A 20,273-nucleotide genomic window follows, 5' to 3' on the forward strand; every position below is an offset into this window, starting at 1 on the left:
AAAAAACGTTCACGGATATGGACGGGCAATAGCCTATGGAATAGATGGTATGGAAATGCAGGGTGCACTTGCTATTTTCACTGTAAACCTGAAAAGAATCATCAAATTAGCTATCTAGAAGCCAAAATAGCGTCAAATAAAGACCCAAAACTTCATATTCCCATATCAGCACACAGAAGCAAACTTCCAGACTAGAAAATAAAAACCCTTAAATAAAAAATCGATCAAGTGAAAACATGTTTCACCTGATCGATTTTCAAAGTTAACCCACTAAAGGAGGTAACTTTTTCAGTGCCCTCATGTTTATTGGGGTTAATATTTAAGCCCGCATACAATCCTTTTTCATTTACCGCTTCGCTCGATTCGGATACTGCCTGATTAAAGAAACTATGATAATCTTTATCAAAATCGCGATAAGTTAAGGCTGCAGAAACTGTTGGCGACAAACTAATGAGGATACCGTTAATATAGGCAATACCACCGCCTAAACCTTTAGCACCCTCGCCATAGAGGTACATATTTTTATAAGTTTAATTGTAAAATAACCCCAAATTGGTTAATGCTTTGCCAGTGAAACTATAGCGATCGTAAGTTGCTGTTTGCGTAATAAAACGGTTCTTATAATTAGTGTGGTAAGCAATTGCGCCAACAGCAAATTCATTTTTGGTATATTGAACTGTAGCACCAAACACCCTTTGCGCCAAAACACCTTTATTCTTAATCTCAGTAGGGGTTCTATGTAAACCCGTTTGATTAATCGTGGCCTGAACTAAATTCCCTTCTGAATCTAATTTTTGGCTAGCATCAAGATTGCGGAACGAAACAAAAGGGGTAATGTCTACATTTTTAAATAAGTTAATTGTTGCAGCGCCTCCTCTAAAAAAAGAATACTCGTTAGTAGAGTTATAAGGCCTTAAACCTAAATCTTTTTTAGCAACGCTGGTTACATCAGGACCTTTGCCAAAAGAAAAACCCGACCATAATGTTAAGCCCTGCCCAAATTGCAATGTATAATCGCCAATTACCAGTTTTTTTAGTTTACCCAATTTGAATAACGCAATATTGCCGAAAGGCTTACCTATAAATTTTTCACCAGCATCTTTGTCTAAAGTAATGGCTGCTGATAGAATTGAGCTATAATGATATCTATAGCGCATCTGAAATCTTTCCGGCGAACCTAAATACCGGTTCCCGGGTAAATCTGTATAACCTTTTTGCTTTTGTAAGGTCTGTGCAAAGCGCATCATTAAATCATTTTCACCAGTACGTATAATGTTTTTAAAATTGAGCTGCTGGTATTCAGCGATATTGGTTAATGTTACAAATGGGAGGAGGGCTTGGATAGTTTTAATATCAAAACCGTCAATACTTTGTAACTCCAGCACATCTGTAAGCTGACCATTTTCCTTTAGATGTGTAAAGAAATTACCAATCTGTAGGGGGGATAGAAAAACCAAAGTTTTTAATTCTTCAACTGAAGTACGATTCAGATTAATTGGATGTTTACGATATTTTTCCAATATATCAACCAGCTCGGTCATATCGTAATCATCAGGGAGGTTTTCGGCCATACTCTCCAAAATATCACGTGTATCTGTTTCCTCAGTATTGATTTGAGCATTCGCCATGAATCCAATCATTACAAATGCAACAATTAAGCTCCTAAACCTCATAGCCACCTCCAATTAGAAATATATCATAAAGGTTCGGTAGCAATGTAATTCCAAAAGGATTTTCTCGAAGAAAGAAATGATTAACTATTGCAGATAAATAGCCATCCAATTGGTTTTTGGAAAATAAAAAATAAGAAAAAAAGACAAGCAACAATACATACCATATTTTCATAAGCAGGGGTTATACCAGTTAATAAAAAATAGGGGTGATTGATGTTTTGGTTTTGCTAATATAGTAAAATAATTAAAAAACCTACAAAAAATGTATTTTTGTAATTACAGAAGGGTAACACAAAAAAAAAATCGATAATGATAAAGGAAATAAATGTTTACAGTTCTTCTGCCAAGTTTACTAAAAAACCCTTTAGTTTTTCTAATGAATCTATAATCTTTTGATTCTCTCTAACGCCTGTTTTATTATTCTTTAAATAATCTTTGGCACCTTTTAATGTAAATCCTTTTTCATCAACAAGATTGAAGATGATCTTTAGGTTTTCGATGTCTTCTGGAGTAAAAAGACGGTTGCCTTTTTTATTTTTCTTGGGCTGTAGAATATCGAATTCCTTCTCGTAAAAACGGATCTGAGATGCGTTAACATTAAACATTTCAGTCACTTCGCCCATGGTATAATACATTTTATTAATGTCTCTTTCTTTATACGGCATATTTTGTGCTTGATTATGAGTGTCTTATATCGATTAATTAAAGTATTCAAATGTAGCTCGATTTTTCCTTAATAACGCAATAAAATTTTAATTTTGTTCCCTCCAATAATATTGAAATGACAGCAAAAGAGATTAGACAGGCATTCCTTAGTTTTTTTGAATCGAAACAACATCATGTTGTTCCTTCCGCACCGATTGTGGTTAAAAACGACCCCACTTTAATGTTTACCAATGCGGGTATGAACCAGTTTAAAGATCTGTTTTTAGGAGAAGCTGCCATAAAATATTCTCGTGTTGCTGATACACAACGTTGTTTACGTGTTTCGGGCAAACATAACGATCTGGAAGAAGTAGGTATTGATACTTACCACCACACCATGTTCGAAATGTTGGGTAATTGGAGTTTTGGCGATTATTTCAAAAAAGAAGCCATTGCCTGGAGTTGGGAATTATTGACCGAGGTTTACAAAATCCCGAAAGAAAAATTATATGTTACCTACTTCGAAGGCGACGAAAAAGAAGGTCTGGAAAAAGATCAGGAAGCTTACGATCTTTGGAAACAATATGTTGATGAAAGCCACATTTTACCTGGAAATAAAAAAGACAACTTCTGGGAAATGGGCGATACCGGACCATGTGGACCATGTTCTGAAATCCATGTAGATTGTCGCACAGATGAAGAAAAAGCTTTAGTTGATGGTGCTACCCTTATAAATGCCGATCATCCTCAGGTAATCGAGATCTGGAATAATGTATTTATGCAGTTTAACCGCTTAAAAAATGGTTCATTGCAAAGTTTACCAGCTAAACACGTTGATACAGGAATGGGCTTTGAGCGCTTGGTACGTGTTTTACAGGAAAAAACCTCCAACTACGATACCGATGTTTTCCAGCCGATGATTCAGTTTATTGCAGAAAAATCTGGTATTAAATATGGTGCTAACGAGAAAACCGATATCGCCATGCGTGTTATGGCCGATCACATCCGTGCTATTTCCTTTGTTATTGCAGATGGTCAATTACCTTCTAATAATAAAGCGGGATATGTAATCCGCAGAATTTTGCGCCGGGCTGTACGTTATGCTTATACGTTTTTAAACTTTAAAGAGCCTTTCTTAAATCAATTGGTTCCTTTATTGGCTAAGCAATTTAAAGGTGTATTTGAGGAACTGATTTCGCAACAGGATTTTGTTCAGAAAGTAGTGCTGGAAGAAGAAGTTTCTTTCTTGAGAACTTTATCAACGGGAATTCAACGTTTCGAAAAATATCAGGCATCGAATGATGTAGTAGAGGGAGCTTTTGCCTTCGAATTATCAGATACATTTGGTTTCCCGATAGATTTAACCGAATTAATGGCCCGAGAAAAGGGTTGGAGCGTTGATCTGGTTGGATACGAACAGGCTTTGAAAAAGCAAAAACACGATAGTCGTGCCGCAACAGCCATTGATACAGGCGATTGGATTGTCGTAAACACTGAAGAACAGAGCGAATTTGTAGGCTATGATGATTTAGAAATTGAAACCGAGATTTTAAAATACCGTAAAGTAAAGGCTAAGGGTAAAGAACAATTCCAGATTGTTTTACGTCAAACACCTTTCTACGCCGAAAGTGGTGGTCAGGTAGGAGATACCGGCCGTTTAGAAGACCACAGTCGCCAGTTTTGGGTAGACATTACCGATACAAAAAAAGAAAATGGCTTAACTGTTCATTTTACCGATATCTTACCAGATAATTTAGAAGGTAAATTTTGGGCTGTTGTAGATGAAGATAAACGTGTTTTAACTGAAGATAATCACTCTGCCACACACTTACTGCATGCGGCATTAAAACAAGTTTTAGGCAAACATGTTAACCAGAAAGGTTCGTTGGTGAATGCAGACTATTTACGTTTCGATTTTTCTCACTTCGCTAAAGTTACTGACGAGGAATTAGCGCAGATTGAGGTAATTGTGAATCAGAAAATCCGCCAGAATATTAAGTTAAAGGAGCAACGTAACGTTCCTTATCAAGATGCCATTGAAAGCGGAGTAACAGCTTTATTTGGCGAAAAATACGGCGACTTTGTCCGTATGATTACTTTTGATGATCATTTCTCTAAAGAACTTTGTGGTGGTACACATGTAAAGGCAACAGGACAGATCGGTTCATTTAAAATTGTTTCTGAAAGTGCTGTAGCAGCTGGGGTTCGCCGTATCGAGGCCATCACTGCTGATAAAGCTGAACAATACTTCCTGGATCAAAGAAAAGAACTTGGCCATTTAAAAGCATTACTAAACGGAAGTAAAGATCTATCGGCGTCCGTTCAGGCCTTGTTGGATGAAAATGCAAAACTGAAAAAGGAGATTGAAAAGTCGACAATAGAACGGGTAAACACCTTAAAACATGAAATCGTTCATCATGTAAGAGGAATTAATGGCATTAACCTGATTGCTAAACACATTGATCTGCAGAGTGCCGATGCAGTTAAAAATCTAGCTTTCTCTTTGAAAGATATGGTTGATAACCTGTTTCTAGTTTTTACTACAGAAATTGATGGCAAACCGGGAATTACCGTCATGCTGTCTGATCACCTGGTGAAAAAGGGATTAAATGCTTCTAATATTGTTCGCGAGTTGGGCAAAGAAATCCAAGGGGGTGGCGGTGGACAACCGTTTTATGCTACCGCAGGTGGTAAAAACCCATCAGGATTAAAAGTTGTTTTGGAAAAAGCAGAAAGTTTTATTCCTTAGGAAATCGTCATTGCGAGGAGGCTTTTTCAGCCAACGAAGCAATCTTATAAAACAGATTTAATAAAAAAGAGGCTTTAGGGCCTCTTTTTTATTTTAATGTCTTCCGTGTTTTTCTCTATGTCCTCTAGAGAATAAACTTGAATTTACACGCCTATCGTGATGTCTTTTATCTACACGGTAGGATTTGTAATTATTTCTTGGCGAACTATATCTAACTCTGTCTCCACCACCATAAGAGGAGCGGTAGTAATTATTATGACGTGAATAGCTTACTCTGTGGGTATTATAATTGCGATATGGGCTATTTCCATAAACCACTACCTTTCTTCCGTGATGCAGATCGTAACCTCTATATCTGGCTGGTAAATACCTTGATCTTGTCCACCTGTTTCCACTTAAATAAACAAACTGCCTTTGAGGTACATAATAATAAGATTGAACTTCTGGGAGATAGTAATAATTAACATTTTGGTAACCTGCAGGAACCCAAGTTGGTTGAGCGCCAATATTTACATTAATACTTACCTGAGCGTTAGATTGATTAGATGTTAAAGCCACGATACCTAAAATCGCGGAGATGATAAATAACTTTTTCATAATAATCTATTTTATTTGTGTGTACTTCAGCAATTCAAACGCTGTGCCAAAACTTCTATTGTAACAGATATATAAAAAAGAGCTCCGAAAGAAGCTCTTTTTAAATCGGTTAATAAAATTGGGTATTAGTGTTTTCCTTTACCATTTCCGTGGCCCTTTCCATTGTCATTTCCATGGCCCTTACCGTTATTTCCTTTTCCATAAATCTTTTTAGCTTGTCCTGGAGGCATACCATGAGGATGTCCTTTCACTACATAATATTTACGATCACGGCTATCTCTAATTACCAGCTGACCTTTATTGCCCTTATACTTGGCATATTTCACTTTATCGTTTTTAAAATTCAAATAAGGCTTAGGCGAATTAATTACTACTTTGTAGCCATTATATAAATTGTAATTGCCATATCTGGAAGGTAACGAATTGGCAAAAACCCAATCGTTTCCATTTAAGTAAACAAACTGCTTCTGTGGAACATAATAATAACTTTCTACGTCAGGGAGATAGTAATAATCAACATGATCATAACCTGTTGGTCCCCAAAGCGGTTGCGAACCAATGTTAACATTAACATTTAACTGTGCTTTAGCGGGGATGCTGAATAATGAAACCATCATCAATGCAGCCATTAAAAATAATCTTCTCATAATCAATTCATTTAGTGTTTATTATTTATAGCCAAACTACGTGCCAGAAGTAAGTAAACAATAAAGGAGCCTCTTTCGAAGCTCCTTTATTCACAACTAAATATTAATATTAATGGCGCTCGTTACCACGGCTTTGTCCATTATTTCTTTCTGAACGATTATCTCTACCATTATTATCCTGAGGACGGCCATTATTTTGAGCAGGTTTAGTAACATTTCTTTGTACTATGCGGCTAGGGCGGTTATTATTACGAACTACAGTCACATTTCTTGTAGGTCTTTGATTGTAGTTTGGATGTCCTTTAACCACATAATATTTAGTATCACGGCTATCTCTTATAATGCTCTGTCGGCCACCGTAATTTTTATATTTGCTGTATCTGGTTACATAGACATTGTTTCTTAAATACGGTTTTGGCTCATTGATCACCACTTTATAGGCGCGGTATAAATCAAAGTTCCTGTATTGGGCAGGCAAACTATTTACCCAAACCCAACGGCCACCGTTTGAATAAATGTATTGACCAGACGGAACATAATAATAAGCATCGATGTCTGGGAAATAATAATAATCTACATGATTGTATCCAGTTGGACCCCAAACTGGCTGAGAACCAATATTGATATTTAAGCTAACTTGTGCTTTTGCATTGTTTATGCTGAATAATGAAACCATCAGAACTGCAGCAAATAAAAATAACTTTTTCATAATGTTTTTTAATTAAAGGTTTCTTTTGTGTGTTTGCTGAGATAGACAATAGCTGTGCACGGTAGTTTAATTAAAGCAATTTCATTTAACATTCTTTAACTATATTTGCCTCCATAATACATTTAAAGGGATCATTTTAATATGAGTTTAGGAACATCCGAAAACAATTACGAACTCGTTTCAGGACTAGAAATCCACGTTCAGTTAAATACCAACACTAAAATATTTTCTGCTGACAGTGCATCTTTCGGGGCTTTACCCAATCAAAATATATCTACGGTTTCACTGGCATTGCCTGGAGCCTTGCCTAAGTTAAATAAAGAAGTTGTAGCAAAAGCCATCCGTATTGGTCTGGCTTTAAACTGTACGATTAATCAGAGCAACCATTTTGATAGGAAAAACTATTTCTATGCCGACCTGCCAAAAGGATACCAGATTACACAGGATAACCAGCCGATCTGTGTTAACGGTTTTTTAGAGCTTCAACTGGCCGATGGCTCGACGAAGAAAATCGGAATCAATCGGATTCACCTGGAAGAAGATGCCGGAAAAAGCATCCACGATCAGGATGATAACTATTCGTTGGTTGATTTGAACCGTGCGGGTGTACCTTTAATCGAGATCGTAACCGAACCCGATATCCGCAGTTCGGAAGAGGCATCTGTTTTATTAAGTGAAATCAGGAAACTGGTGAGGCATTTAAATGTAAGCGATGGCAATATGGAAGAAGGTAGTTTGCGTTGCGATGCCAATATTTCTATACGCCAACAGGGCACAACCGAATTTGGAACACGTTGCGAAGTAAAAAACCTAAACTCCATGCGTAACGTACGTAGAGCAATGGATTTCGAATTTGGCCGTCAGGTAGAAGTGATTAGCAATGGAGGTAAGATTATTCAGAGCACACTAAATTTTGATGCTGATAAAGGCACTACATCACCGATGCGTACTAAAGAGGAGGCGAATGATTATCGTTATTTTTCAGATCCCGATCTGCAACCCATTTACATTTCTGATGATTGGTTAGCAGAGATTAAGTCTTTAATGCCAGCTTTACCAAATGAAATTTCTCAGCAGATGGTTTCAGAATTTGGGATCAGCAAGGCAGATGCAACGCTTTTTGCTGAAGATTTAGACCTGTTAAACTATTTTAACCAGGCGCAATTGGCTGTTCACAACAAAAAAAGCTTAATTAATTGGTTAATTGGCCCGATTAGAGCTGTTTTAAATGAAAAAGGGATTACGATCTCTGATTTCAAAGTTAATCCGGCACAACTGGCAGAAGCAATTAATCTGGTTGATGATAAAAAAATTACACAGCAAATTGCCATTCAACAATTATTACCTGCTGTTGAGCTAGAAGAAAATGCAAAAATTACCAATTTAGCACAATCGTTAAACTTACTGATCTCTGAAAACGGAGACGAATTAAGTAGTTTTATTGATGAAGTGTTAAATAAATACCCACAACAGGTAGAAGCGTACAAGAAAGGCAAAAAGGGCGTTTTAGGTTTGTTTGTTGGCGATGTAATGAAATTAGCCAAAGGAAAAGCTGATGCTAAAAAATTAAATGAATTAATACTTGAAAAACTGAAATAATGAGATTAAAACAATTGAGTCTGATCATGCTGATCGCGATAGCTTTTACTGCATGTAAACCTAAAGATAGCTTTACGATTGATGGAACTTTCCAAAATCCGGGTACGGAGAAGAAAGTATTTTTATACGGGATGCAAAATAGCAATATGGTTGCAATCGACTCCACCAATCTATCAGAAAAAGGAGAATTTAAATTCATCCGCAAAACTCCATCGGTTGATTTCTTTAGGATATCGGTAGGCAATCATGAGTTTATGTTAATTGCAAAAAATGGTGATGACATTAAATTAGAAGCAGATTTGGCCGATAAAACAATGGCTTATAAAATTTCGGGGGCAAATGAAGTAGATAAATTATCAGAACTGAATGCCATCAGAAATAATTTTGCGAAACAGGTTGAAAAATTACAGGCCGATTTTGAAGCAAAAGTAGCAACACAACCACAAAACAGGGCTGCTGTGTTAGAAGCAATGAAACCTCAGTACGAATCGTACATCAATCAACTAAACACGCAGATCATAAAATTTGCTAAAGACAATAAAGGTACACTTGCCAGTTTCTATGCCATGAATACTTTGAGTCCGCAGGAATTTGAAGCAGAACTGGTGCAATTTGCGGACGAAGTGAAAGAAGAAATTAAAGGCAATGCTACAGTTGATACTTTTGTAAAACAGATGGCACTTTTAAAAGCCGTTCAGGTAGGGCAGGTTGCTCCGGCATTTACCATTAATACAGCTGACAACAAACCAGTAAATTTATCAGACTATAAAGGAAAATACGTACTAATTGATTTTTGGGCATCATGGTGCCAGCCTTGCCGTCAAGAAAATCCGAACGTGGTTAAGGTTTACAATAAATATAAAAATAAGAACTTTGATATCATTGGCATTTCACTAGATACCGACAAAGCAGCATGGTTAGGCGCAGTGAAAGCAGACGAATTAACCTGGACGCACGTTTCGGAATTAAAAGATTTTAATGGTGTAACGGTAAAAAAATACCAGGTACAGGCTATCCCAACTTCTTACTTAATTGATCCCTCTGGTAAAATAATAGCAAAAAACCTGCGTGGCGATGAATTAGAGACGTTTTTAGCCAAAACGTTACTTTAAAACAAATTCCATGTTAAACTAATTTAAGTAATTAACAATTTCTTAACTTAGGCTTAACTAAATATTGCATCATAGACACTACTTTCGTAACAAATATTTAACTATGAACAACGCAGGTCAGAAAATATTAATTGTTGATGATGAACCAGATATTCTGGAACTAATTGAATATAACCTTAAAAAAGAGGGTTATCAGGTTTTCACAGCTACCAATGGCCAAGAAGGAATTACTGTTGCGAAAAAGGTACATCCAGATTTGATTATCCTGGATATTATGATGCCTAAAATGGATGGAATCGAGGCTTGCCGTTTAATGCGTGCAATACCTGAATTCAAGAATACATTTATGGTTTTCTTAACCGCTAGAAGTGAAGAGTATTCTGAAATTGCAGGTTTTAATGTAGGTGCTGATGATTATATAGCAAAACCAATTAAGCCACGTGCTTTAGTTAGCCGCATTAATGCGATTTTAAGACGAAATACAGGAACAGAAGAAGTATCTGAAAACAAATTGGAAATTGGCGATTTAGTAATCGACCGTGAGGCTTATTTGGTTTTTCAAGGCGGTAACAAAGTGGTATTGGCGAAAAAAGAATTTGAGCTTCTATACTTGTTGGCATCAAAACCAGGAAAAGTTTATACCCGCGAATCGATCCTTAAAAATATCTGGGAAGATTCGGTAGTAGTAACCAATAGAACTATTGATGTTCACATTCGTAAACTAAGAGAAAAATTAGGCGAAACTTATGTATCAACCGTAAAAGGGGTGGGTTATAAGTTTGAGCTATCTTAAATAGCTTTGCCATCGATAGACACAGATTAACACAGATTTTTTCTGATGATAATCTGTGTTTTTTTTATGCTGTCATTCTGAGCACGAAGAATCCGTACCACTTACATTAAATACTCATTTCTTTTACCCAATTCTTTTATTTAACAACACATTCCATCGTTTGGGGATTCTTCACTGCGTTCAGAATGACAAAATATTTTGCTTGTTTTGGTCATCCTTTTTATCTGTGGTTAATTCCTTAACCAATAAAAATAAAATCGTATTTTTGCGCTTCATTAATTACAGCACAGTTTGAAGTTTCCAAATTTTAAAGACCTTATTCTTTTCGAAGACAACGATTTTATTGTTATCAATAAACCTCCATTTTTAGCCTCCCTCGATGAACGCGGTGGATCAGGAGAAACCAATGTATTACGTCTTGCCAAACAGTATAGCGATGATGCACAGGTTTGTCACCGTTTGGATAAAGAAACTTCTGGTGCTTTAATTATCGCCAAAAATCCTGAAGGTTATCGTCATGCCTCTATGCAGTTCGAAAGAAGGAAAGTGAATAAAACTTATCATGCGGTGGTAGATGGGCACGTTATTTTCGACCAGTTAACAGTTGATCTTCCGATCTTGAACGATGGCAATAAAAATGTAACCATTGATAGGGCAGAAGGCAAAAGAGCTGAAACCATTTTCGATTCGTTAAAATACTACAAACACTATACACTTGTTGAGTGCAAGCCAATAACCGGCCGTATGCACCAGATCCGTATCCACTTAGCAACACAAAGGGCAGCCATTGTTGGTGATGATATGTACAAAGGGAAACCTGTTTTTCTTTCGTCAATAAAGAGAGGTTATAAATTAACCAAAGGCGAAGAGGAGCAGCCCATTATGAAACGTTTCGCATTACATGCCAGACATTTGGTTTTTAAAGGATTAGATGACAAAGATATTGTGATTGATGCACCATACCCAAAAGATTTTGCAACCTTAATTAAGTTATTGGATAAATTTGATGCATAAAACAGCCCTTTAAATTGGCTTATTTCGTTGTTTTTGTTACTTTTGGGCTATTAGCCCTCTATTAAAAAACAATAGAATGTACATCAGATTTGTAAATTACCTTGATAAGATTAATCAGTACCGAAAATCTAAAATATCAAACCGTAATTTCTTAATTATCCTTGCAGTAATTGTTGGGATTTTAGCAGGACTCGCAGCTGCCGTTTTAAAAAGTTTAACCCACCACATCGAAGAATTTCTTCAATCAGACTGGCACTGGAAATATAAATACTACCTGTACTTTATATTTCCGATGATCGGTATTTTTTTAACGATTTTGTATATCAAATACTTTATCCGTAAAACAAAATTCGAAACAGGTTTAACCCCTTTGCTTTATGCCATTTCAAAAAAATCGAGTAAGGTAGAAGCACACAATATTTATTCGCAGATTATTACCGCAGCCGTTACGGTAGGTTTTGGTGGTTCAACAGGTTTGGAAGCACCAATTGTTACCAGTGGATCGGCAATAGGCTCAAACCTTGGCCGTTTACTCGGTTTATCTTATCGCGAAATTACCATGCTGGTGGCCTGTGGTGCGGCAGCCGGTATTGCAGGAGCATTTAACAGTCCAGTGGCTGGGATTGTTTTCGCTATCGAAATTTTATTGCCTGAGTTTACCATTCCTGCATTTATCCCGCTTTTATTATCGGCTGCAACAGCTGCTGTAGTAGCAAGATTATTCTACACACAACAGCTTTTCTTTTTGGTTACCGAAGGATGGAAGGTAAACGCATTGTTTTATTATGTGATACTGGCTTGTTTTATTGGCTTGTTCTCCATTTATTTTACAAAAGCCAATTATGCCGTAAAAGGATTATTCTATAAAATAAAACATCCCTACACCAAAGTTATTGTAGGTGGTTTAATGTTAGGAGCTTTGGTATTTCTATTTCCAACTTTATATGGTGAAGGATATATTACGATAAAAGGCTTATTAAAAGGTGATTACCATACAGTAATCAACAACAGTATTTTTGCTGATTATAGCTCGATTTCGGCTGTGGTTATATTGTTTACAGTAGTTACTATATTTATGAAATCGATAGCTACCCTGGTTACCTTAGGCGCTGGCGGTAATGGCGGAACATTTGCACCCAGTTTAATTATGGGTGGTTTAATCGGATTTATCTTTGCCTATGTGGTAAATCTATCTGGTTTGGCGCAATTAAACGTTTCGAACTTTATTGTTGCAGGTATGGCCGCTGCTTTAGGCTCGATTATGCATGCTCCATTAACTGGAATCTTTCTGATTGCCGAAATTACGGGGGGGTATATTTTAATGGTTCCATTGATGATTACCACTGCAATTTCTTACGCCATCAACCGCAGCTCGCAAAAACATTCTATTTATACTAAAGCACTTGCAGATAAGGGTGAATTATTATCTCATGAGGATAAGGATACAACGGTTTTAAACCAGATGAAACTAAAGTATTTGATCGAGAAAACTTATCCTCAATTATTTATGAACGATCTGATTTCAGCTAAAATGAACGATATTATGCAATCGCATAAAAATATTTGTGCTGTAACAGACGAACTGGGCGATTTTAAGGGGATTATTTACATAGAAGAACTATTTAATGAGATGATTAACCACCCTGAAAAGGAAAATTTGCAGGCTTCTTATTTGGTACAACCTGCACCGAACGCCATTACCGAAAATGATGATCTGAAAATGGTATTAAAGAAAATGGAGCAAGATAACGTATGGATTTTACCTGTATTAACTGCGCAGAACCAATATTTGGGCTTCGTTTCTAAAACAGCAATTTTTAATAAATACCGGGCATTGCTGATGAGGCAGAATGATTATATGGGCTAACCCCTAAATCCCCTTGAGGGGACTTCAAATTCCCATCCGTACATCATTTACTTCAACATAATTATCTTTAATAAAAAAAGTTGAAATGATTAAGATAATCTGCTCATTCCAACTTTAAATTATAACAAAAAGTATAGTCGATCTCCCCTTTAGGGGTTGGGGGTTACTCAGCTCTTTTTAAACCAAACTTCTCAATTTTACTATACAAATGACTTCTTTGGATGTCAATCTCATCAGCCGTTTTTGACACGTTCCAATTGTTTTTCTCCAATTTGAATTTGATAAATTCGCGCTCTGCATGATCTTTATAATCCTGGAAATTATTGAACGAATCGAAAGAAAAAGCCAGGCTCGAACCGCCAGCACCGGCAATCTGTGCACTGGTTGCTGCACCAATGTTTGTACCGCCGCCTGGGTTAGCGAATGCACGTACATCATTTTCGGTAATTACCTTATCGCTCAAAATAATCAAACGCTCAATCATATTATGTAGCTCACGCACATTACCTGTCCAAGGTAAAGCTTGTAAAGCAGCCATACCACCATCATTTATTTTCTTAACCGGCATCCCATAATCGCTGCAGATATTCTCTAAAAAGTTCTGGGCAATAACAGGAATATCATCGGTACGCTCTGTTAAATGCGGAACATGGATATTGATTACATTTAACCGGTGATACAAATCCATACGGAAGTTACCATCTTCGATCTCTTTCAGTAAATCTTTATTGGTTGCCGCCAAAACACGAACATTTACTTCAATTTCCTTTTCACCACCTACACGAGAAATTTTATGCTCTTGTAAGGCACGTAAAACTTTTGCCTGGGCGGAAAGGCTCATATCGCCAATCTCATCCAAAAATAAAGTACCTCCATTAGCTAGTTCAAATTTACCGATGCGTTGTTTCACAGCAGAGGTAAATGAACCTTTCTCGTGACCAAACAACTCACTTTCAATCAGTTCTGATGGAATAGCCGCACAGTTCACCTCAATTAAAGGGCTATCGGCACGGTTCGATTTTTCGTGTAACCAACGGGCTACTAATTCTTTACCACTACCATTTGCACCAGTAATTAACACTCGGGCTTCGGTAGGAGCTACACGCTCTATGGTTTCTTTAATTTTAGAAATGCTTTCCGATTCGCCTAAAATCTCTCGGGTTTTACTTGCTTTACGTTTTAAAACCTTGGTTTCGGTAACTAAATTTCCGCGGTCTAAACCATTGCGGACCGTAATTAATAAACGGTTTAAATCAGGTGGTTTCGAAATAAAATCGAAAGCTCCTTTTTTACTGGCTTCAATGGCAGTTTCGACTGTTCCATGACCAGATATCATAATGAATGGCAAATCGGGTTTAATGATCTGTGCCTGTTCGAGCACTTCCATACCATCCATCTTATTCATCTTGATATCGCAAAGTACCAGGTCGAAATTTCCTTTTTTGATCATTTCGAGGCCATCAATACCATTATCGATATCTTCTACATCGTAATTTTCGTACTCCAGAATTTCGCGTAAGGTACTCCTTATCGCACGCTCATCGTCAATTATTAATAATTTAGCCATTAGAGATGTATCCTTTAATTTTGAAATGCGAATATATTATTTTTTAATTAATGTATAGTTTTTTATACAATTAATACGCAATAAACCTTAAAAGATGAGAAAGGTTTTAATAAGTGTAATCCATCTTAAACTTACTTAAATCGGGCTGCTGTTTTTTAGCTCTTTTTAGTTCCAATTCATAAATTGTTCTGCCCAGATTTTTCATAAAAGGGAAACAAACCGTTTCGTATTCATATTTATTGTCGTTGAAGATGCCATCCTCATTGCTCTGCACAACTGCGGTTAAGAAATATTCGATTCCATTTTTAAAATCAACGAAATAAGAGTTATCAATGATGTAGCCATAGCTATCGCCATATTTATTGAAGATGCGGATATTTGGATCAGGAGTTACCTGTTCCCGTCCATAGTAAAACATTTTTGCATAGGTAGTCCAAAATTCTTTCTGATCGTATTTAGGAAAATCACTTTCGGTTGGATACTTACTCATATAAGTATAAATGAGTTTATAATCTTCTTTAGTAAGGTTAAACCGTTCTTTAACCGGAAAAGCCTCAGGAAAAATCAATTTCTGCATGAGTTTCTGTTGATCGTTAATGGCGAAAGCATTTTTCCCCGCTAAACTGAAAGGTTTTTTTACCAGCTTGTTGGTACTATCCATGTATCCGGAACCCATTACCAGGTTGCTTAATTTTAATTCGTACGCTTTTGGATCATACTGTGCCGGTTGATCATACACCAATTGTTCACCATTGTAAAATTTGATGGGATTGGTATGCTTCGCCGATTCTCCAGCATCGCCAATGGCTAAGCGGTTTAAAATACGGCTATAGTGTAATCCGTTCCCTTTCAGTTTTTCATTAATCTCTGCCCGGCCAATAAACTCGAATAAACGGTTAAACGCATCATTATCACTGGTAAGCAAAATCTTTTTAACGTAGTGTTCTATTGATGGAAGCCCATTTTTAGCACTTGTATCTGTTAAAACCCTCGTTTGTCCTTTAAAGGCACTATCGGTAATCATGATACTTTTCGCCGTTAAGCCTGTATTTTTTAAGCGGTTTACTTTTTCCAAGGCAAAAATCACAGCAGCTAGTTTAACTGTACTCGCAGGATAAAAATAATGGTGGGGATCTAAATTGTAACTAAACGTTTTAAAAGTGGGTTTATTCTTTGCGTCTCGGTTAACCTGGGTATATAACACCTGAATCTGGTTTTTATCTGGATGATTGAGTACTGAAGAAAAAAGTTCGGATTTAGTTTCCATCATTTTCTTTAGAAAAACAGTATCGGTTTTTTGTGCCATAACAGATAGGCTTATTAATGAAAATGCAACAATTAATATTCTTCTCATGGGTAGAAATTTGGTTCCTAATTTAGCTTTTTCTATTAAAACCACCATTTTACATCATTCATTTTACATCTAGTTTAATTTTGCTACTTTTGCAGCGCTTTTGGTTTCCGGCACTACACCCGGAATTAAAAGGGAATACAGTGTAAATCTGTAACTGTCCCGCAGCTGTAAGCTCCTTAACGGATTTCCAATCAATCTGCCACTGTTCCGACTTGTTCGGGATGGGAAGGCCGGGAACCCGGGAGTAAGTCAGAAGACCTGCCTTAGCATTATATTTCATAGCTTTCGGGGATTGAAGCTAGGATTGAGATACTTAACGTTTTTCGTATTTTCATTTCCTTTTCTATCTGTTGGCTGTGGGCAAAACCACAATCAAATGAACAAAAAAAGAATGCTAACTGTAGCCAGTCTAGGGCTAGCGCAGTTAATGATTAGCCAGGTGGCTAATGCTCAAAATCAAGACAGTTTACAGCTTAAAGATGTTGTAATTTCTGCGACAAAAAACGATCAGAAACAATCGCAAACAGGCAAAGTGGTTACGATCATCAGCCGTGAAGTATTGGAGCGCAGTAACGGGAAATCATTGCCAGAACTTATTAGCGAGCAGGCTGGAATTATTGTAGCAGGCTCAAGCAGTAATCCGGGATTAAACAAATCGGTATTTTTTAGAGGTGCAGGAAGTGCCTATGCTGTGGTTTTAATTGATGGCATTGTGCAAAACGATCCATCAGGAAATGGAGGTGCTTTCGATTTAAGATTGATTTCTATCGATCAGATCGATCACATCGAAATTTTAAGAGGCGGTCAATCTACCATTTACGGTTCCGATGCTGTTGCAGGGGTAATCAATATCATCACTAAAAAAGGTGGCCCAAAAGGAAATACCATTTATGGTGTGGCCAGTGCAGGCAGTTACGAAACTTACAAAGGAACCATTGGTTTAAACGGTGGTGTTGAAGGTTTTTCGTATAACATTAACTATACCCACGCCAAAACCGATGGAATTTCAGAAGCAGCAACACCTGCGGGGAGTACAGCCATATTTGATAAAGACGGCTTTAAAACTGATGCCTTAAATGCAAATTTCGGAATCAAACTGGATAATCATTTCTCTGTAAACCCATTTGTACGTTACTATTATGGCAATTACAAGTTCGATAGTGGCGCTTTTAACGATGCAAACAATTATTCTATCCTGAAAAACTTTGCTGCAGGTACCAATGCCAAATACGAATTTGCAACCGGTAAAGTAACGTTAAACTATAGTTTCGAAAGTACCAGAAACGATGCGCATAGCCAATATCCAAGCCTTAACGAAGGCCGTGTATCATTACTGGATTTATTCTACAACCAAAAACTGGGCAACAAACTCGATTTATTGGTGGGTATCGATAACCGTGTGATGAAATTATCATCAGCAACCGACAAACCGGAAACCAACATCTTTGCCGCTTACGGATCATTATTCTTACACGATTTAAGTGTATTCAACCTTGAAGTTGGCGGACGTTACAATAAACACGAACAATATGGCGAAAATTATACTTACTCAATTACCCCAAGTATCAACATCATTAAGGAGATAAAATTATTTGGAACAGTTTCAACAGCATTTAAAGTTCCTACTTTAAACATGCTTTTTGGTCAGTTTGGTGCTAATTTGGACTTAAAGCCTGAAAAATCGCAGAATTATGAGGCCGGTGTTAATTTTAGCTTTGCTGATGACAAATTTAGCTTACGTTTAGCAGGTTACAAACGCGATTTAACTGATGCCATTATTTATGCTTACCCTAATGGATACATTAACCAGGTAAGTCAGAAAACAAAAGGTTTCGAAGTTGAACCAGCAGTTAAATTCAGTGTGTTTAACATTAATGGCTATTATGCTTACGTAGAAGGGAATGAGTTCAATTTTGTTGACAATGCTGTTGCCGACTATCTTTTCCGCAGACCAAAACATACATTTGGTATTACTGCAGGTGCACAGGCTACAAGCAATTTATATTTGAGTGCAAACTACCGTTATTTCGGCAAACGCACCGATGGTAATTTTACTACTTATACAGTCGACAATCTACCTGCTTATAAATTGTTAAATGCTTATGCCGAATATGCATTGGCAAAGAAACGCGTAAAGATATTTTTTGATGCAAAAAACATTCTGAACGAAAAATACAGCGAAATTATTGGTTACAATAGCCTGGGCTTCAACTTTAATACGGGTGTAAGTTTTAATATCCGCTAATAAAAATTTAACTTTGCTTAAATATTAACCAGAAATAGCATGTCTCATTTAAAATTTAATCCACGTACTTTAATTTTGTTGCTAATGATATTGGCAATAACAGCTTTACGTTTGCTGGTAACATTCAACTCAGATGAATTAAAGTTTGCCAATTTTTCATCAATAGGGGCAGTAGCTTTATTTGGGGGTGCATATTTTAAAGATCATCTTAAAGCATTTGCTTTTCCGCTATTAAGTTTATTTTTAAGCGATTTAGTACTTTATACAACCATCTATAAACAGTATGTAGATATGTTTTTAGTTCAGGAACTTTGGACGTACCTTGCAATTGCATTAATGGTTTTAGCTGGTCGATTTCTATTAAAAAAGGTAAATATCGCCAACTTATTCCTATCTACAATCGTAATTGTATTCATCCATTGGATTGTAAGTGATATTGGTTCATGGTATAAAAACCCATTGTACACACAAAACTTAAATGGTTTTATAGATTGTTTAATTAAAGCCATTCCGTTTGAGATCAGATTCTTAGAAGGAACAATAATCTATGGTGCTTTGCTTTTTGGCGCTTTTGAAATCTTAAAAGCAAAATACCCGGTATTAAAACTGCAAACACAAGAGCTGTAGAAAGATCCATTGTTTGGTATAACACCAATCAAGTAAAAACAAGATAGAAATCCTCTTTTGATTCGATTCAAAAGAGGATTTTTTTTAACTTAGAACATCAATTCCGTTTTACCTTTTACATCCTAATGAAAGTTGTTTCTTTTTTACCTGCTGCCACAAAAATGATTTACGATATGGGCCTGCAAGAATACCTGTATGGCGTAACATTCGAATGCCCTAAAGAGGCTGCAGATCAACCAAAAGTTGTACGTTGCATACTTGAAGGCAAAAACTATTCGAGTATCGAAATAGACCGGATCTTTTCGGCGTCAAAAGCACAAGGCAAAAGTTTATATTGGGTAGATGATGCACTGTTGGAAAGCATCGCACCCGATGTAGTTTTCACACAAGATATATGCGAGGTGTGCAACATCGATACTGTTTGTACCGAAACAGCTGTAATGAAGCTTAGTAAGCAACCAACACTGGTACCTTTATCGCCCAATAACTTACAAGATGTTTTCGAATGTGCCATTACCATTGCCAGGGCTTTAGGAAAGGAAGAGGTAGCGTTAAACTATCTGGCAGGCCTGCAAAAGAAAACGGATCATATTTTAGATCAGCTTAGGGCAAACCGTGCACCATTAAAAAGGATTATGCTAATGGAATGGATCGAACCGATCTACAATTGCGGACACTGGATTCCTTTTCAGATTGCGGCAGCTGGTGGCGTTGATATGTTGTCTAATCCTGGTGGCGACTCTATTGTAACGCAATGGGATAAAATCCTGAAATATAATCCAGAGGTTTTGGTTATTGCACCATGTGGTTTTGATATGAAACGAAGCATGGAAGAAATGGAGCTGTTAACGTCAAAACCAGGCTGGACCGATCTTGATGCCGTAAAAAACAATCAGGTTTATCTTGCAGATTTTGATATGTTCACCCAACCGAGCATAGGTACGCTGGTTGAAGGTATAGAAGCTTTAGCCTGTATGTTCCACCCAGAGATATTTAAGGCAGACGAAAACATAACCAAAAAATTCATCAACCACAGCCAGTCTGTAAAATCATTTAAATCTGTGTAATCATAATA

At 36.8% G+C, this 20,273-nt stretch carries 17 protein-coding genes and 1 riboswitch; of the genes, 9 read left to right on the forward strand and 8 right to left on the reverse strand.

The features are described from left to right. Positions 1-224 precede the first annotated feature (224 nt). The 3 genes from EYS08_RS23950 to EYS08_RS23960 all read right to left on the reverse strand — a co-directional run bounded on the left by EYS08_RS23950 (position 225) and on the right by EYS08_RS23960 (position 2,338). On the reverse strand, positions 225-518 hold the full coding sequence (locus EYS08_RS23950) for a hypothetical protein (RefSeq protein ID WP_131032461.1): 294 nt from the start codon (positions 516-518) through the stop codon (positions 225-227). Between the two features lie 12 nt (positions 519-530). Beyond that, positions 531-1,628: a helix-hairpin-helix domain-containing protein gene (locus EYS08_RS23955; protein ID WP_165456550.1), complete on the reverse strand. Its 1,098-nt coding sequence runs from the start codon at positions 1,626-1,628 to the stop codon at positions 531-533. Between the two features lie 374 nt (positions 1,629-2,002). Continuing rightward, positions 2,003-2,338, reverse strand: coding sequence for a MerR family transcriptional regulator (locus EYS08_RS23960; RefSeq protein WP_029274329.1), 336 nt, complete (start codon positions 2,336-2,338; stop codon positions 2,003-2,005). Positions 2,339-2,454: 116 nt separating this feature from the next. Between EYS08_RS23960 and alaS the strand changes: the two genes are divergently transcribed. Continuing rightward, positions 2,455-5,067, forward strand: a complete 2,613-nt coding sequence (gene alaS / locus EYS08_RS23965) for an alanine--tRNA ligase (RefSeq protein ID WP_131032463.1) — start codon at positions 2,455-2,457, stop codon at positions 5,065-5,067. A gap of 93 nt (positions 5,068-5,160) precedes the next feature. On the opposite strand, the gene EYS08_RS23970 is transcribed toward alaS, so the two are convergent. The 3 genes from EYS08_RS23970 to EYS08_RS23980 all read right to left on the reverse strand — a co-directional run bounded on the left by EYS08_RS23970 (position 5,161) and on the right by EYS08_RS23980 (position 7,020). Further along, positions 5,161-5,664, reverse strand: a complete 504-nt coding sequence (locus EYS08_RS23970; RefSeq protein ID WP_131032464.1) for a hypothetical protein — start codon at positions 5,662-5,664, stop codon at positions 5,161-5,163. Between the two features lie 125 nt (positions 5,665-5,789). Then, positions 5,790-6,311: a hypothetical protein gene (locus EYS08_RS23975; protein WP_131032465.1), complete on the reverse strand. Its 522-nt coding sequence runs from the start codon at positions 6,309-6,311 to the stop codon at positions 5,790-5,792. A 109-nt stretch (positions 6,312-6,420) separates the two neighbouring features. Further along, a complete protein-coding gene (locus EYS08_RS23980; protein WP_131032466.1) occupies positions 6,421-7,020 on the reverse strand; it encodes a hypothetical protein in 600 nt (199 codons plus the stop codon). A gap of 141 nt (positions 7,021-7,161) precedes the next feature. Here EYS08_RS23980 and gatB point away from each other — a divergent pair, with 141 nt between their 5' ends. The 5 genes from gatB to EYS08_RS24005 all read left to right on the forward strand — a co-directional run bounded on the left by gatB (position 7,162) and on the right by EYS08_RS24005 (position 13,405). Continuing rightward, a complete protein-coding gene (gatB, locus tag EYS08_RS23985) occupies positions 7,162-8,619 on the forward strand; it encodes an Asp-tRNA(Asn)/Glu-tRNA(Gln) amidotransferase subunit GatB (protein WP_131032467.1) in 1,458 nt (485 codons plus the stop codon). Beyond that, positions 8,619-9,731, forward strand: a complete 1,113-nt coding sequence (locus EYS08_RS23990) for a TlpA disulfide reductase family protein (RefSeq protein WP_131032468.1) — start codon at positions 8,619-8,621, stop codon at positions 9,729-9,731. The genes gatB and EYS08_RS23990 overlap by 1 nt, the downstream gene beginning before the upstream one ends. 103 nt (positions 9,732-9,834) lie before the next feature. Then, complete coding sequence (locus EYS08_RS23995; protein WP_029274338.1) at positions 9,835-10,524, forward strand: response regulator transcription factor; 690 nt, start codon at positions 9,835-9,837, stop codon at positions 10,522-10,524. A 291-nt stretch (positions 10,525-10,815) separates the two neighbouring features. Next, positions 10,816-11,538 carry an RluA family pseudouridine synthase gene (locus EYS08_RS24000; protein ID WP_029274339.1) on the forward strand — a complete coding sequence of 241 codons (723 nt, stop codon included), beginning with the start codon at positions 10,816-10,818 and terminating at the stop codon, positions 11,536-11,538. Positions 11,539-11,614: 76 nt separating this feature from the next. Continuing rightward, a complete protein-coding gene (locus EYS08_RS24005) occupies positions 11,615-13,405 on the forward strand; it encodes a chloride channel protein (protein WP_131032469.1) in 1,791 nt (596 codons plus the stop codon). 163 nt (positions 13,406-13,568) lie between these two features. On the opposite strand, the gene EYS08_RS24010 is transcribed toward EYS08_RS24005, so the two are convergent. Next, positions 13,569-14,972 carry a sigma-54-dependent transcriptional regulator gene (locus tag EYS08_RS24010; protein ID WP_131032470.1) on the reverse strand — a complete coding sequence of 468 codons (1,404 nt, stop codon included), beginning with the start codon at positions 14,970-14,972 and terminating at the stop codon, positions 13,569-13,571. Positions 14,973-15,078: 106 nt separating this feature from the next. Further along, positions 15,079-16,326: a serine hydrolase gene (locus EYS08_RS24015; protein ID WP_131032471.1), complete on the reverse strand. Its 1,248-nt coding sequence runs from the start codon at positions 16,324-16,326 to the stop codon at positions 15,079-15,081. 83 nt (positions 16,327-16,409) lie between these two features. Continuing rightward, positions 16,410-16,606: riboswitch (cobalamin riboswitch) on the forward strand. 96 nt (positions 16,607-16,702) lie between these two features. On the opposite strand from EYS08_RS24015, the gene EYS08_RS24020 reads away from it, so the two are divergent. The 3 genes from EYS08_RS24020 (at position 16,703) to EYS08_RS24030 (ending at position 20,265) form a co-directional block, all read left to right on the forward strand. Beyond that, on the forward strand, positions 16,703-18,571 hold the full coding sequence (locus tag EYS08_RS24020; RefSeq protein ID WP_131032472.1) for a TonB-dependent receptor plug domain-containing protein: 1,869 nt from the start codon (positions 16,703-16,705) through the stop codon (positions 18,569-18,571). 39 nt (positions 18,572-18,610) lie between these two features. Next, a complete protein-coding gene (locus tag EYS08_RS24025) occupies positions 18,611-19,198 on the forward strand; it encodes a DUF6580 family putative transport protein (RefSeq protein WP_131032473.1) in 588 nt (195 codons plus the stop codon). Between the two features lie 125 nt (positions 19,199-19,323). Next, positions 19,324-20,265 carry an ABC transporter substrate-binding protein gene (locus tag EYS08_RS24030; protein ID WP_131032474.1) on the forward strand — a complete coding sequence of 314 codons (942 nt, stop codon included), beginning with the start codon at positions 19,324-19,326 and terminating at the stop codon, positions 20,263-20,265. The last annotated feature ends 8 nt before the right edge of the window (positions 20,266-20,273 follow it).

Source organism: Pedobacter kyonggii, assembly GCF_004310665.1.
Classification (GTDB): domain Bacteria; phylum Bacteroidota; class Bacteroidia; order Sphingobacteriales; family Sphingobacteriaceae; genus Pedobacter; species Pedobacter kyonggii.